Annotated in this window: 9 protein-coding genes and 1 pseudogene; 7 read left to right on the forward strand and 3 right to left on the reverse strand. The window is 42.7% G+C overall.

All coding sequences use genetic code 11. From position 1 onward, the window contains the following. The first annotated feature begins 95 nt into the window (after positions 1-95). The 3 genes from I8752_RS00145 (at position 96) to I8752_RS00155 (ending at position 5153) form a co-directional block, all read left to right on the forward strand. Positions 96-2222 carry a cation:proton antiporter domain-containing protein gene (locus I8752_RS00145; protein ID WP_214430300.1) on the forward strand — a complete coding sequence of 709 codons (2127 nt, stop codon included), beginning with the start codon at positions 96-98 and terminating at the stop codon, positions 2220-2222. Positions 2223-2657: 435 nt separating this feature from the next. Continuing rightward, on the forward strand, positions 2658-3608 hold the full coding sequence (locus I8752_RS00150; RefSeq protein ID WP_214430301.1) for a UDP-glucuronic acid decarboxylase family protein: 951 nt from the start codon (positions 2658-2660) through the stop codon (positions 3606-3608). Positions 3609-3761: 153 nt separating this feature from the next. Beyond that, positions 3762-5153 carry a UDP-glucose dehydrogenase family protein gene (locus tag I8752_RS00155; RefSeq protein WP_214430302.1) on the forward strand — a complete coding sequence of 464 codons (1392 nt, stop codon included), beginning with the start codon at positions 3762-3764 and terminating at the stop codon, positions 5151-5153. A 249-nt stretch (positions 5154-5402) separates the two neighbouring features. Here the strand turns inward: I8752_RS00155 and I8752_RS00160 are convergent, their stop codons facing one another. Together I8752_RS00160 and ygfZ are read right to left on the reverse strand one after the other, a co-directional pair. Next, a complete protein-coding gene (locus tag I8752_RS00160) occupies positions 5403-6662 on the reverse strand; it encodes an ATP-grasp domain-containing protein (protein WP_214430303.1) in 1260 nt (419 codons plus the stop codon). Between the two features lie 595 nt (positions 6663-7257). Then, complete coding sequence (gene ygfZ, locus I8752_RS00165) at positions 7258-8241, reverse strand: CAF17-like 4Fe-4S cluster assembly/insertion protein YgfZ (protein WP_214430304.1); 984 nt, start codon at positions 8239-8241, stop codon at positions 7258-7260. A gap of 526 nt (positions 8242-8767) precedes the next feature. Here ygfZ and I8752_RS00170 point away from each other — a divergent pair. The 4 genes and pseudogenes from I8752_RS00170 (at position 8768) to I8752_RS00185 (ending at position 13169) form a co-directional block, all read left to right on the forward strand. Then, on the forward strand, positions 8768-10210 hold the full coding sequence (locus tag I8752_RS00170) for a gas vesicle protein GvpD (RefSeq protein WP_214430305.1): 1443 nt from the start codon (positions 8768-8770) through the stop codon (positions 10208-10210). Between the two features lie 75 nt (positions 10211-10285). Continuing rightward, a complete protein-coding gene (locus I8752_RS00175) occupies positions 10286-11383 on the forward strand; it encodes a hybrid sensor histidine kinase/response regulator (RefSeq protein WP_214430306.1) in 1098 nt (365 codons plus the stop codon). Between the two features lie 521 nt (positions 11384-11904). After that, complete coding sequence (locus tag I8752_RS00180; RefSeq protein ID WP_214430307.1) at positions 11905-12690, forward strand: RNA polymerase sigma factor SigF; 786 nt, start codon at positions 11905-11907, stop codon at positions 12688-12690. A 108-nt stretch (positions 12691-12798) separates the two neighbouring features. After that, a pseudogene (locus I8752_RS00185) lies at positions 12799-13169 on the forward strand (four helix bundle protein). A 30-nt stretch (positions 13170-13199) separates the two neighbouring features. On the opposite strand, the gene bchD reads toward I8752_RS00185, so the two are convergent. Then, positions 13200-15230, reverse strand: coding sequence for a magnesium chelatase ATPase subunit D (gene bchD, locus I8752_RS00190; protein WP_214430308.1), 2031 nt, complete (start codon positions 15228-15230; stop codon positions 13200-13202). Positions 15231-15278 lie beyond the last annotated feature (48 nt).

Genomic DNA, 15278 nt, shown 5'->3' on the forward strand with positions numbered 1-15278 from the left:
TTTCGTCAGGGTGGCTTTTACAGTTATCTATATTAATTCAGACGATTGCCTTTGGGTTAATCGCAGTTTCACCGTCGCCCCTTTAAATCCTACCTATGGAACGAATATCAGAAGTTCTTGCTCTAGAACAAACAACCCAAGTTCTCGACAAGGAACCAATTGTTCCCTTTGCTATTTTGCTGGTGGTTATTTTAGTTGTACCCATTCTATTTGAGCGCGTAAGATTACCAGCTTTCGTAGGTTTAATATTCTCAGGGGTAGTACTTGGGCCATCAGGGTGGAATTTATTTCACACAGAATCGCCCATATTTAGCCTGCTATCAGACATTGGCTTAATTTACTTAGTATTTGTTGCAGGTTTAGAAGTCGATCTAGAGCGGTTTCGCCAAAGAAAAAAACGCTCATTGGGGTTTGGTCTTTTTAGCTTCATTATCCCCACAATTACAGGAACCTTAATAGGGCGAATTTTTGGTTTTGGTTGGAACTCTTCTATATTAATAGGCTCTTTATTTGCTTCCTATAACCTTTTGGCGTATCCCATTCTCAATCGTTTCGGAGTTGTCAATAATGAAGCTGTCACCGTTACAATTGGAGCCACAATTTTTACTAATATTGGAGCGCTTTTAGTATTAGCCGTTTGTGTAGCAAAAACTCAAATCGGGTCATTCAGCTTAGTAAAGCTAATCGCCTTGTTAATTACTTACTCCATCATCATTTTAGTTGGCTTTGATTGGGCAGGTAAAGAATTTTTTCGGCGGTCAGGAGATGATGAAGGAAACAAGTTTTTGTTTGTCCTGCTTGCTGTCTTTCTCGCGGCTGTAGGCGCTCAATTCATTGGGATAGAAAAAATTGTTGGAGCTTTTTTAGTAGGTTTAGCAGTCAATGAAGTAGTAGGTGAGGGGCCAGTAAAAGAAAAGGTAGTATTTGTTGGCAGCGTTCTATTTATTCCTATTTTCTTTATCGATCTGGGCTTGCTGATAAACCTGTCTACTTTTTTCCGCGGTCTGGGAGTACTCAAATTAACGTTTTTCATTGTAATCGGTTTAATTACTAGCAAATTTATAGCAGCATTATTGGCAAAACTAATTTACCAATATAACTGGCAAGAAATGCTAACAATGTGGTCGTTATCGCTGCCCCAAGTGAGTACGACATTAGCAGCAACTTTAGTGGGATATCGAACTGGTTTACTGCCGCTAGAAGTTTTAAACAGCATCGTTATTTTAATATTACTGACATCAACTTTGGGGCCATTGCTAACTAGTCAAATAGCTGTTGCTTTGCCCTCTTCTCCAGCTTTAGAACCAACAGCCCCAAGTTTATCCGAGCAGAAACCAGAGGAAACGCACAGTGCTTTTACTATAGTGGTATCCGTCCAAAATCCTCAAACCCAGCAATATTTAGTTGAAATAGCAGCATTATTAGCGCGTCAGACCAATAGTAGAATTGTACCGCTGGCGATCGCTACTGCTGGTACTCAGATGGATGCACCACAGCTAGAAGCCTCTTTGCAAAAGAGCGAGCGCTTATTGGCAAAAGCTACAACCCAGAGTCGAAGCTTAGGAGTGCAAACAGAACCATTATTACGAATTGATGATGCTTTTGCTGCCGGAATTAGTAGGGCAGCCCGCGAACAAAAAGCGAGTCTAATTGTTATGGGTTGGGGTAAACGTACTGGTTTGAGAGCGCGTTTATTTGGCAATGCGATCGATACTGTGCTATGGACATCTCATTGTCCGGTGGCAGTGACACGTTTAGTAGACTCACCAAAAAAAATTCAGCGCATTTTAGTACCAGTAGAAAACTTAACAACACCGTCATTGCAGCCTGTGCAATTAGCTCAGATGTTAGCAGAGGCAAATCAAGCCCAAGTTACTGTGCTGAATGTGTGCGATCGCCGCACTAGTTCTAGTAAAATCGCTTCCAAGCGATCGCATCTTTTTTTGCTTGTGTCTAAATTAGGTTTGCCCAATCCACCAGAAATTCAAATTATCGCTCATGAAAATGTCGCCCAAGCAATTTTGCAGGCAGCGCGTTTGTATGATTTAGTAGTTTTACCTTTTACACGCAATCGGACAAGTTCTGGTGGATTAGCCATTAGCGATGTTACCACTCAGTTAGCTAGGCAACTCACTTGCTCCATTATCATGCTCGGCGAACCACAACGCACTCCAACAGGAACTCTACTAACGCGAGTTCCTAACACTACAGCTGTTGTGTGAGAAGAGTCAGTTGTCAGTTGTCAGTAGTGAAGAGTGCTGAGTAGAGACGCGATTAATCGCGTCTGTACAAGAGAGCGCTGAGTAAGGAGTTCGGTATTCTCCTCTGCCCCTCTGCTCCTCTGCTCCTCTGCCTCCTCAGCTTTCCCTACTTTGAGACTATTTTAAATTTTGCTGTAACAAAACTTTATTTTTTTGAAGATTTGATGAATTCTAAGCTGAAAAATTACAAATCTGAGGCGATGTTTGTTATTTTGCTAGATGAATTAACTAGCAGTAGAGTACAAATTTAACAAAATTGCATACGCAAACAAACTACTAAATCCGAAAATAACTTTTTTAATTAGCGCTGTTCTTCCTATATTTTTGGATCTTTGCTGGGTACTCTAAAAACAAGCTAAAAAGCTATTAACAATATTCGTAAGTAACTGGGAAACTATGAGAATTTTGGTAACGGGCGGTGCTGGATTTATCGGTTCCCATCTCATCGACCGACTTATACCTGAAGGGCATGAAGTAATTTGTTTAGATAATTTTTATACAGGTGACAAACGTAATATCCTCAAATGGATAAATCATCCTCGTTTTGAACTTATCCGTCACGATATTACCGAACCAATTCGGTTAGAAGTAGATCAAATTTATCACCTAGCTTGTCCTGCTTCCCCAGTACATTACCAGTTTAACCCAGTTAAAACGGTTAAAACTAACGTGATTGGGACGTTGAATATGCTGGGTTTAGCCAAGCGCGTGAAAGCTAGATTTTTCTTGGCTTCAACCAGTGAAGTATACGGCGATCCCGAAGTTCATCCCCAAACTGAAGATTACAGGGGTAGTGTTAATCCCATTGGACTGCGTTCGTGCTACGACGAAGGCAAACGAGTTGCTGAGACTCTGGCATTCGATTATTACAGACAAAATAAAGTCGATATTCGAGTCGTCAGGATATTTAATACCTACGGGCCTCGGATGTTAGAAAATGATGGTCGGGTGGTGAGCAACTTTATAGTTCAAGCCTTGCGTGGTAATCCTTTAACTGTGTACGGTGATGGTTCGCAAACACGTAGTTTCTGCTATGTTTCTGACTTGGTAGAAGGATTTATCCGCCTGATGAATAGTGACTACACAGGCCCCGTGAATCTAGGAAATCCAGGTGAATATACGATTCTGCAACTAGCACAAGCGGTGCAAAATCTCATCAACCCAGACGCGCAGATTAAGTTCGAGCCACTACCTGCTGACGATCCGCGTCGTCGTCGTCCCGATATTACCAGAGCAAAGACTTGGTTAAATTGGGAACCTACCATTCCTCTGCAAGAGGGGTTAAAACTGACAATAGAAGATTTCCGCGATCGCATCAAAAGCGACATCAAGGATTTAGTCTCTTGAGCAGCATTTAACGCCGCTCTCAGTTTTTTTGCAGGCTAAGCACATCCGTAGCCTGTACTTTTACTAGCTGGATTTTCCAGCACTTATGTAAGTGTCATATTGACAACTTCTTTTTAAAGACTAACCCCCAGAAAAGGCAAGGAGTTAAACTAAATGCGTGTTTGCGTCATTGGTACTGGTTACGTTGGTTTAGTTACAGGCGCTTGCTTGGCTCATATTGGTCATGATGTCATTTGCATAGACAACAACGAAGAAAAAGTCAAGTTAATGAAATCTGGACAGTCACCAATATTTGAGCCGGGACTCTCAGAAATCATGCAGTCTGCGATTCAAGCAGGGACAATTCAGTTTTCATCGGATCTTGCTGCTGGAGTCGCTCATGGCGAAATTCTATTTATTGCGGTGGGAACGCCTCCTTTGCCGACTGGTGAAAGTGACACCCGTTATGTGGAAGCTGTAGCTCGTGGGATTGGAGAAAATCTCAACGGTGGTTATAAGGTAATTGTCAATAAATCTACAGTACCCATTGGCTCAGGTGACTGGGTACGGATGATTGTTTTAGATGGAATTGCGGAACGCCAAAAAGCACTTGTACCTGCTGGTGGGGTATCAATTGAGGAGAAACTGCCTGAAGTTGCAGCCCAATTTGATGTGGTTAGCAATCCAGAGTTTCTGCGTGAAGGTTCGGCGGTGTATGACACCTTTAACCCCGATCGCATTGTACTAGGTGGCAATAGTCAAAGAGCAGTCGGCTTAATGAAGCAACTGTACGCCCCAATTGTGGAGCGCAAATATGCTGAGAATCAATCTTTACCACCTGTGCCTGTGTTGGTAACAGACCTCAGTTCGGCAGAGATGATCAAATACGCTGCTAATGCCTTCTTGGCGACTAAGATCAGTTTTATTAACGAAGTTGCTAACATTTGCGATCGCGTCGGTGCTGATGTCACCCAAGTAGCAAAAGGCATTGGTTTAGACTCTCGCATTGGGAATAAATTCCTCAATGCTGGTATTGGCTGGGGTGGTTCCTGCTTCCCCAAAGATGTTGCTGCTCTAATTCATACAGCTGATGATTATGGCTATGAAGCCCAATTGATGAAAGCCGCAGTTACAGTTAACGAACGCCAGCGGCTGATTGCTCTAGAAAAACTCCAGCAAGCATTAAAAATTCTCAAAGGTAAAACTGTTGGATTACTCGGTCTGACCTTCAAACCCGATACAGATGATATGCGCGATGCCCCAGCACTTAACTTGATTGAGCAGTTGAACAGACTGGGAGCCAAAGTTAAAGCCTACGACCCCATTGTTTCCCAAACAGGTCTGCGTCATGGTCTTTCTGGCGTACTAGTAGAAACTGATGCCGAACGGTTGGCTGATTGTTGCGATGCGTTGGTACTTGTAACCGAATGGCAGCAGTTTAGCACGCTAGACTACGCCAAGATGGCTAAACTAATGAACCACCCCGTACTCATCGACGGTCGTAACTTCCTTGACCCCGAAACTATGGTAAGGGCTGGTTTCCAATATGTAGGTGTTGGACGATAGAAAATTAAAAGTTAAGAATTAAAAATTAAAAAAGTAAAGACAAAAAATCTACTTTTTTAATTTCCATAGTACCGCCTAGATTTTTCTAGGCGGTATTTCATTTGTTTTAGACAAAGAAGTTTTGGAAAAATTGATGTGAAGCTAACTTATACCATTTACCAAAAATAATGATACAGATCCAACCCAGAAACCTAGACTAAATGGGATTTCCTGAATTACGAATTACGAACTACGAATTACGAATTGGTATTACTGCAATCCCTTCTTTTGTAAGTTCTGCTCGATATACTGCATCTCCTGAATTGTTTCTCCGGTAACTATTCCGTATATTTCGGTATAGGTTTTTTCGTCTCCACTTCTTTCTAGAGCCGACAAGATTATAAAGTCCTTGCGGTCTAGTTCTGGTTTTATGCTTTCTAATACAGATTCTAAAGATCCGCTCATGCGGTAGTCGCTGGAATATTTAGCTACTTCTTTTCCCAACCCCAATAAAGTATGGCGTTGTAAGCAAAGTGGCGTTGAACCATTGACGCGGAAATTAGCATCAATTACATAAAGCTGTCCATCTCGATTTTCTAAAACGTCAAAACCAATAACACCAAAATAGCCTTGTTGGTGAGCATACTGACCAATAGCGGCTATGATTTCATAGAACATGCTCATGTCAGTTTTGCGGTAGTGAATTACTCCTCCTAAATAATTACCCTCTGAGGTAACAAGTTGATTTGTAGTGCCGATGAGCGTGATGTCTCCTGCTTTATTGACATAGAATTGTACGCAGTAGTTTTGCACAGTATTCTTGACGAACTCTGAGACAATAATTGTATTCAATAGCTTAATATCGAGATATTTTCTTAGTTCTGCAAAACAGGAATTTAGAGCTTCGGTACTATTAATAATATAAGTACCTTCACCAGAAAGTCCGTGAGATGTTTTAATCAAAAATGGAAATTCTGGTAACTGAATATCTTCGAGACTAACTTGCTGAAGATTGTAGGTTGCGTATTTTGGATGTGGTACTCCCAGTTCGGCTAGCGTAGCTTTACTAAGCAAGTGGTAGTGGGTATCTGGAGAAATGGCGTGTTTTTCTGTTTGCAGACTATCAAAGGGAAATAGAGTGATAATTTTGTCAAAGCCATCGCTTTTGCTCAGTTCATCTAGATAAAGCGATCGTTGTATTATCTCAATGTTGGTATAGCTAAAACCAAAATGTTCTCGCCAATAATCAAGCAATAAATTTGGCGGCAAACTCATGACAATTCCCGGAATAACATCGCCCAAAACAGCGAGATTTTTCCAAGGTTCTTTTTGGCAAATCTTATCGTAGGAGGTTTTAGTGGCTTCCTCATTGCCATCTTGAATAAAATATTTTTTCGTATTCGGGTAAGCAGACCAACTAGCAGTTGCAGGATAATTCAGGAGAAATGCATAGCGTGCATCTATAATATCTTGAGCAAATAGCTCCGAAAAAGAACTCCCTTGAAAGTAATGAAAGTTGTATTGTGTCATATTTAATCTGAATTCAACAAAACTCCTGAATTTGTTGTTTTTGGAGAGGCACTGGTAGCCAGACTTTAATCTATCTATCTGATTAAGGCTGTTTTGTTGAGATTCAATTTTTTCACTCTGTCTTGGAAATTTTGTTTGCCAAGCGCCACGAGAATTATCAAAAGAATCTGATTTAGAAACGCAGTCTGTGTCTCTTCAGCCATAGCCTAAAAAATTGAAGCTAGAAATCAAAAGCTAGCAGTTTCTAAAAGTACTTTTCAAGAAGCTGCTCTCAAGACTTCATATACTTACTTCCAAATACTTGCGTTTTTATTGTGATGAATCTTAAGAATGTAGGGATCTGACTCAAGTTAGATAATTCCAAATCTTTCGTTATAATTTGAACTGAAATCTAATTTTGGTAATCTATTTGTAATTTGTCCCAATAGTGATTTTTCAGTTGGCTCAATCAATAAACACTAAAAACATTTCTGTTGCTGTCCCGTTTAACAGGAAGTTGATGTAATTAACAAATGAGTTGCTTATGAAGTTGGGGTTATTAGATACTCTGTGTCATCTGCGAAGCAGTAAGCGTTTACGTACTCCTCAATCTCGATTACTGCGGATACTCATGAGAGACAAATGGGACTGCAACGATTTCACCCTCGGTTTCTCCGACTCGAACTTTCAAGCCTACACCACCAGCTTTGCTGCGGATGTAACCTAATCCAAAGTGACCGTCAGCGGTTTCTGTATAGCTAGTAAGTTTACCGACTTTTTCATCCCCGATCGCGATCGCATTTCCAACTTCAGCAGGCGCATTGAGACGAATTCCCCAAAGATATTGCTTTACACCTTTATATGTATTTAATCTGGCGATGGTTTCTTGTCCGATATAGCAACCTTTGTTAAAAGAAATTGTCTGCCATAAGCCTGCTTCTAGAGGATTGTAATCGTCAGTTAGTTCTAAATCTGGGGCTGGTCTTCCTTGTAATATTCGTAATGTATCCCAAGCGCGATCGCTCAGTTCTACCGTGCCCAATTCTAAAATTTGATTCCACACCTTTTGCTTATCGGTAGCTGGCAAAATCAATGTGTATCCCGCAGCAGCCAAACCGCTACCCACTGCCACAACAATATTGTCAATTAAAAGATGATTGCCATAGGGTTGACCGATAATTGCGCCTGCACCCAGCTTTTCTACCACTGCGTCACTGCCTGGCCCGATTAAACTGAAAGTAGCTGTTTCATCAGTAACATCGGTTAACTGTACCTTGTCAGCAAAGAAAATGTAGCGATCTAGCCATTGCAGTAAAAACTCGCGCCGACTAGGCGAAACCAGTAACAACACTGCGTCATCAAGAACGTAAGCACTTACTAAGTCAATCGTGCGGGCTGTGGATGTCACCATTACAGTATCACAGCCTTGTCCTGGCTTGAGACTTTGGAAATCGTTGGTACTTTGATTGTGTAAAAAACGGAGACGGTCGTCATCAGAAACACGGATGCGCCCCCAAAAAGAGCGATCGCATACAGCAACCCCCACTGTTGCGGCTTGGATAGCTGCTGTGTCTTTAGCCTCGATTGCAGATGTAGCCATAGCAGTGAATTGCCTCGTTTCAATGTTTCTGCATTGGCAATCTTAGCAAAGAATCAAAAAGAGCGATCGCTCTTTTTGGTATGAGTTTAAATCTCAGTCAAAATTTCAAAGTCAGGATAATTTAATATTTTAATTATTGCTGTTTTTATAACAATACAGAATCGTTTATTTCATACATAATTGCTCGTATTTAGCAACCAGCTGCTGTACATCTGGGTTGAGTTTGATAGTGCTAGTAAATTTACTCATAGCATCACTGGAATCTATTAATTTTGATGACTATTAATCCGAAGTCGAGCGATTTCAGGTGAAGGTTGATGTTATTCTAATTTTCGGTAAATGCAAAGCTGGAATTTTCCAGGGTCTGTTTAGTAGAAACCTATACAGTACTCAAAGTTTTCTTTACGCTCAAATACAAGCTTGAACTTTCTGACTCCTGATTGGTGCTTAAAACCTATATGTTGCAGAAATACGAACCTGTGCTGGAATTTGATTACATTAATAAGTAAAGGAAGACTGTTCGCAAATGTCTGAAAATCGTTTGTCTTCGGGAATTTCGGGTTTAGACGAAGTTTTATCTGGTGGTTATGTCTCCGATCGCACCTATTTAATCCGGGGCGGGCCGGGGGCTGGTAAAACAACACTGGGAATGCATTTCTTAACAACAGGAGTGACAAACGGCGAACAAGTTTTGTTCATTACCTTAGGAGAAACCGTTACACAACTGAGGCGCACTGCCGAAGTATTGGGATTTGACCTACAAGGTGTCACCTTTCTTGACCTTAGCCCGACACCGGAATTTTTCGCCCAAGTTCAGACTTACGATATTTTCTCGCCAGCAGAGGTGGAACGCGAACCCACAACCCGCCGCATTGTAGATCGAGTAGAAGCCCTCAAGCCACAACGCATTTTTATTGATTCGATGACGCAGTTTCGCTACCTAGCAAGCGATACGTTTCAGTTTCGCAAACAAGTGCTATCATTTCTAAGATTTTTAGTAGAGCAAAGTACAACTGTTTTATTTACCTCAGAGAGCAGTGAAGAAGCGCCCGACGATGATTTACAGTTCATGAGTGATGGAGTAATCAATCTAGACTTTAGGCATAATGAGCGCACACTCTGTATCTCTAAGTTTCGAGGGAGTGACTTTCAAGATGGCCATCATGCAATCCGCTTAACTAGTACGGGAATGCAGCTCTTCCCTCGGTTAATGCTCCAAGATTATGGACAAGATTTTAATACTGAAGTAGTTTCCTCTGGCATCCCCGAAATCGATGAGTTGCTGCACGGTGGGATTGAGCGCAGCACGATTACTATTATTAGCGGCCCCAGCGGTGTAGGTAAAAGCACATTGGGACTTCAGTTTATGAAAGAGGCCGCCGGACGGGGCGAACATTCGGTGATTTACACCTTTGAAGAAAGAAAAGAAACGCTGCTGCGCCGTGCTGAGGGCATTAACATCGCGGTTAGTGCGATGCAGGAAAAGGGGACACTTTCAGTTGTGCAAGTAGAGCCGCTGTATTATACACCCGATGAATTTGCTAACCTTGTGCGTCAGGAAGTAGAGCAACAAAAGGCGCAGATTGTGATGATCGATAGTGTATCCGGCTATCGGCTGTCGGTGCGCGGCAAAGACTTGATTAGCCACCTTCATGCACTGTGTAAGTACTTGCAAAACATGGGTGTTGCTGTGCTGTTGATCAACGAGATTGAAATGATTACAGGAGATTTTCGAGTTACAGAAATTGGCATTAGCTATTTGGCAGACACAATTATATTTCTGCGCTACTTAGAAATGCAAGGCGAACTGCGGCGAACGATTGGCGTTCTCAAAAAGCGGATGACTGACTTTGAGAAAACCTTGCGCGAATTTGAGATTAGTCGCTACGGACTTAAAGTCGGCAAGCCACTTACACAGCTGCGAGGCGTGTTGACTGGAGTGCCTGAAATGCTTGGGGATGAATTGTGATAGCGTATCTATGTTGATTCAGCCATCAGTGAAAAACCTTGGCGACAGCATTGCCAGTTAGCAAAAGAATGAGCGATGAGTCGAATTTTAATAATTATAGAGCAATCTGAGAATCGCCGCCTGTTGGCAGAGTCGCTGAGTAAATATTACGAGGTTGCGATCGCCGACTCAGTTGTGCAAGCGGGAAAAGCCGTACCACTCTTAGATGAGCCGTTTGATTTATGCATTCTCGACGGCCCGGCACTCGATCGCCTCTGGGAATGGGTGCAAGCCAGAAAACACAAAGAGCAACCCGTTTTTGTGCCCTTTTTACTGATTACAGTCCGCCCGGATGTAAAACTATTGACACGGCATTTGTGGCAAACTATCGATGAGCTAATTACAAAACCGCTGGAAAAGCTAGAGTTGCAAGCACGAGTGGAAATGCTCTTGCGATCGCGCCGACTGTCACTACAGCTTCAGATCGCGCTAGAGCAAGAACGCGAACTCAAAGAACAAAAATCGCGTTTTGTCTCAATTGTTTCCCATGAATTTCGCAACCCATTAAATGTCATTTATGGTTTCATTCGTTTGCTACAACAGCGCGACTTTCCTAAAGAACAGCAATATGAGTTTTTCCAACGCATTCAAGCTGCCGTTAGCCGCATGGTTGCCTTACTCGATGACGTTTTGATCTTAGGAAAATCTGAAGCGGGTAGCCTAGCATCTAATCCCGTTGAACTTGCACTTGAGCCTTTCTGCCGCAAGTTGATCGAAGAAATCAAGTTCAGTACAAACACTAAGCACACTATTGATTTGAAGTGCGAGGACGAATGTTTCATAGTTCATATGGACGAAGCTTTACTGCGGCACGTTTTGACCAATTTATTATCTAATGCCATCAAATACTCCGCACCCGATAGCACCATTCAAGTGCGGCTGCAATGTAAATCAGAAACAGTAATATTTCAAGTGCAGGATGAAGGCATCGGTATTGCTCCAGCAGACCAAGAACGACTGTTTGAATCCTTTTATCGTGCTAGTAACGTCGGTAAAATTCCTGGAACTGGATTAGGGCTGACGATTGTGAAACAGGCAGTTGAGCGGTATGGCGGCACGATCGCGCTCAAGAGCAAAATTAATGTTGGCACAACATTCACCGTCACCCTACCCATCAGCAGCGAAATATCATAAAACAGAGGGGAAAAGGGGAAAGGGGGAAGGTTTGGTATTTTCCCTTTCTCCTTTAACCTTTGACCACAAGAGTGCAAAAAGCACTTTTGCTCATAGGTATAATGTTTTCGCATTGCCAATCTGAGTAAATGATAGCTGCGATCGCTATGAGTTAGACCCGACTAAGAAATCAGATTTACAATTTATTTAAGTATTAATACAGAATATGTCTGCATTGCACTTATTATGGTGGATTGCTATTGAGCAAGTTATGCATTTTTCAGCATAAATAGCTAGCTTTTGTTGCAAAAAATCAACATTATCTAGCGCTCAATTGAAAGTTGCAAAATCAAAATAACCTGCAAAAGATAGGCCAGGGTCATCATGCGTGTAAATACTGAACGGCAGAATGAGTACCCCCGTAAGTTCAGTGAAACGACGATGGTTTAATCATCTGTGACTAAGGAAAATAATGACAGCTTTCAAGGCAATATACGCAACTCCATTTTTTGAAAAAAAGGAGTTACAAAAAAGGAATTTATATGGCAACAACTGAGTCATCTGTACGGGCTGACGGTATAGAGTTATTGCATTTATACCACCAAAATCCCTCTATAAAACTTCGTAATAAACTTGTACAATTACATACTGGATTAGTGCGGAAGATGGCTCATAAATTTAGCCATCAATGTAATGAACCTTATGAAGATTTAGAACAAATCGGTTATTTTGGTTTAATTAGGGCAATTGAGCGCTTCGATCCCAGCCAAGGATATGCTTTTAGTTCCTTTGCCGTGCCATATATTCGCGGTGAGATGCTGCATTTTTTACGCGATCGCAGTACTCTATTAAAAATTCCTCGTCGTTGGCAAGAACTGTACAATGAAGGTCAAAGAATTCGCAAAGAATTAGCAATGACTTTGGGCCGCACTCCCAAAGATTCAGAAATTGCTAATATACTTCGGGTATCTCTGCAAGAATGGCAAGAAACTAAGTTAGCGGCTCAAAATCGTATGCCTTTGAGTTTAGATGCTACCGCAGTTCACTATGTTGATTGCCAAATCACTTTAGGTGAAGCGCTTCCTTGTCCTCGTTCTACCGCTCTCCAAATCCAAGAAGAAGAACGCCAACAACTCCAAGGTGCTATTAGTTTACTAGAAGAAAAGCCCCGCATGGCAGTTGAAATGGTCTTTTTGAAAGAACTTTCTCGCAAGGATGCTGCTAAGAATATCGGCACTAGTCCCATGACAGTAACCCGGTATCTGCAAAAGGGAATTCAAGATTTGATGGGTTATTTACAACCACAGGTGATGCCTACGGGGTCTTGATGTGTTTATTAAAAGTAGAAGAGATGAGGGGGATGAGGGAGTAGGGGGAGATGAGGGAGAAGAGTGGATAAAGTTATTAAAGACCACAAGGATTTAGAAGTTTATAAAATGGCTTTTGATGCAGCCATGAAGATTTTTGAACTATCAAAAAGTTTCCAATAGATGAGCGTTACTCACTAACCGATCAAATTCGTAGGTCTGACGCTCGAAGACTCGCTAACGCTTCGCTATCACGTTCAGTATGTGCTAATTTTGCCGGAGGATGGCGTAAAAGAAGATATCAAGCCGCTTTCGTTGCTAAATTGAATGATTGTGAGGCAGAATCAGCGGAAACTCAAACTTGGATAGAGTTTGCTGTGAAGTGCAACTACATCGATATTGAAATAGGTCGAGAACTCTACGGTACATACAACCAAATTCTCAGCGGCCTAGTACATATAATTAACAACCCATCACATTGGCTGCTAATTAAACATTAATCCCCCTCATCCCCTTCATCCTCACTATACTCAACGAGATTTTAGATCGGCGATCGCACCTCTAGTCATGGCAGCAATGGTTTTATCGGACGCTTTTGGCAAATGATAATACTTGCCTCCTGCTGTTTGCGATAATTCCTTGGCAAAGCCAGTGGAAACAAATTTACTTTCTGTGTCAATTACCAATAGTTGCATTCCCAAAGCTCGTAATCTACCAGCAATTTCTAACAATTCTGCTTTGATATCTGGCTTTTCTCCTGGTTCTAGCTGTTCGCCTAAAGAACGCGCTAAAGGAATATTACCCCGCCCATCGGTTATCGCTACAATCACCACTTGCCCAATATCACCACTCATTTGGGCATTTAGTCCGACGCGTACAGCTTGCGTTAAACCATGTGCTAGCGGCGAACCTCCACCACAGGGCAACCTCTCCAAACGATTACGTGCTAAGGCAATGGAACGTGTTGGGGGCAATAATACCTCCGCGTGTTCTCCCCGAAAGGGAATCAAAGCTACTTGGTCGCGGTTTTGATAAGCTTCGGTCAAAAGTTGCATGACTGCACCTTTAGCGGACTGCATCCGGTTGAGGGCCATTGAGCCAGAAGCATCTACCACAAATACTACCAACGCCCCAGCTTTACGTACCAAACGTTTCGAGCGGATATCACCCTGCTCGACAATCACTTTGCGCTCTGGATGTCTCTCTCGCCGTGCTTTTTGATACGGGGCAGCGGCTCTGAGGGTGGCATCTACAGCAATGCGCCGCACTTTCCCTTTGGGCAACATCGGCTTAATGTAGCGTCCTCGGTCTTCAGAAAAGATGACACTACGGCTACCAGATTTGCCCTGTCGTTTGGCCATTTGAGCAAAATAAAGCACGCTGTCATCAAGAATTACCCCTTCCGGGTCGAAGATGAATTCTTCGGGGATACTCGGTGGTTCTTGCTGTTCTTGCTGTTCTTGTTCTTCTTGTTCCTCCTCCTGTTCTTGTTCTTCTTGTTCCTCTTGATTTTCAGGTGGGGGAGGTGGTGGCGGTGGTGGCGGTGGTTGTTCTGGTGGCGGTGTCTGCACGATTGTTGCTCGTGGGACAATTACTAATTCCACAGCACGGCGTAAATCTTCGGCATTGACTGTTGTCCGTCCCTCCAAAGCCGCAGCCGCTTTCGCAACTCGCACAGCAAATAACTCAGCGCGATGTCCTTGGACTCCACCGCGAATTGCCTCATTGACTAAGTAAGCAATTTGGTCGTGGGTGATGGTTACTTCTTTAAGCCATTCCCGTGCCAAAATGATTTGAGTTTTGAGCGCGTCTAAATCTTCATGGTACTGCTGGAGAAATTCTTGGGGAGATTTAGAGTAAGCGATTGCAACCTCTACTGCTGCTACTCTTTGATCTAAGCCGAGTACGCCATCAGCCGAAAGTGCGATCGCAATTCTATCTAGTAAATGCTCTCGCAGTGCTCCTTCTTCTGGGTTATAGGTGGCAATAAACAGCGGTTTGCAAGGATGCTGAAAACTAATTCCTTCCCGCTCAATTTGGTTGCGTCCTTCAGATAATACTGTTAGCAGTTGATTTGAGATTTGGTCGTCTAATAAATTAATTTCATCCACATACAAAACGCCTCGGTTAGCTGTGGCGAGTAATCCAGGCTGAAAAATGGTATCACCTTGTTGTACCGATTTTTCTACATCCACAGAACCTAGGAGTCGGTCTTCTGTCACACCCAGAGGAATTTGTACGAAAGGTGCAGGGATGATGTCGGTGGGGACATCTTGAATATCTTTATCTGCGTACTCTGCTAAAAGTAAATCGTCCCAGTCTTCTGGGTGGCTGGGGTCGCAGTTGCTAATCGAGCCTTTCACCACTTCAATGGGCGGTATGAGGGCGTGGATAGCACGAGCCATCACAGATTTTGCCGTACCGCGACGACCTGCGATCGCAACTCCTCCCAAACCCGGATCGACGGCTGCTAATAGCAAGGCTAATTTAATTGCTTCTTGACCGACTACGGCTGTTAAGGGAAAGGCAGCGATCGTCGGGTTAATGGTAGGCGCAGGCATTGTTCGTCAAATAGCTAGTCTCGGCTTTTAGCATATCAATTTCTGGCA

This window comes from Dendronalium phyllosphericum CENA369, assembly GCF_016056275.1.
GTDB lineage: Bacteria > Cyanobacteriota > Cyanobacteriia > Cyanobacteriales > Nostocaceae > Dendronalium > Dendronalium phyllosphericum.

What these genes read in the sequence shown, in the direction of transcription:
- I8752_RS00145 (WP_214430300.1), top strand. Translation starts at nt 96, where the DNA reads ATGGAACGAATATCAGAAGTTCTTGCTCTAGAACAAACAACCCAAGTT.
- I8752_RS00150 (WP_214430301.1), top strand. Translation starts at nt 2,658, where the DNA reads ATGAGAATTTTGGTAACGGGCGGTGCTGGATTTATCGGTTCCCATCTC.
- I8752_RS00155 (WP_214430302.1), top strand. Translation starts at nt 3,762, where the DNA reads ATGCGTGTTTGCGTCATTGGTACTGGTTACGTTGGTTTAGTTACAGGC.
- I8752_RS00160 (WP_214430303.1), bottom strand. Translation starts at nt 6,662, where the DNA reads ATGACACAATACAACTTTCATTACTTTCAAGGGAGTTCTTTTTCGGAG.
- ygfZ (WP_214430304.1), bottom strand. Translation starts at nt 8,241, where the DNA reads ATGGCTACATCTGCAATCGAGGCTAAAGACACAGCAGCTATCCAAGCC.
- I8752_RS00170 (WP_214430305.1), top strand. Translation starts at nt 8,768, where the DNA reads ATGTCTGAAAATCGTTTGTCTTCGGGAATTTCGGGTTTAGACGAAGTT.
- I8752_RS00175 (WP_214430306.1), top strand. Translation starts at nt 10,286, where the DNA reads ATGAGTCGAATTTTAATAATTATAGAGCAATCTGAGAATCGCCGCCTG.
- I8752_RS00180 (WP_214430307.1), top strand. Translation starts at nt 11,905, where the DNA reads ATGGCAACAACTGAGTCATCTGTACGGGCTGACGGTATAGAGTTATTG.
- bchD (WP_214430308.1), bottom strand. Translation starts at nt 15,230, where the DNA reads ATGCCTGCGCCTACCATTAACCCGACGATCGCTGCCTTTCCCTTAACA.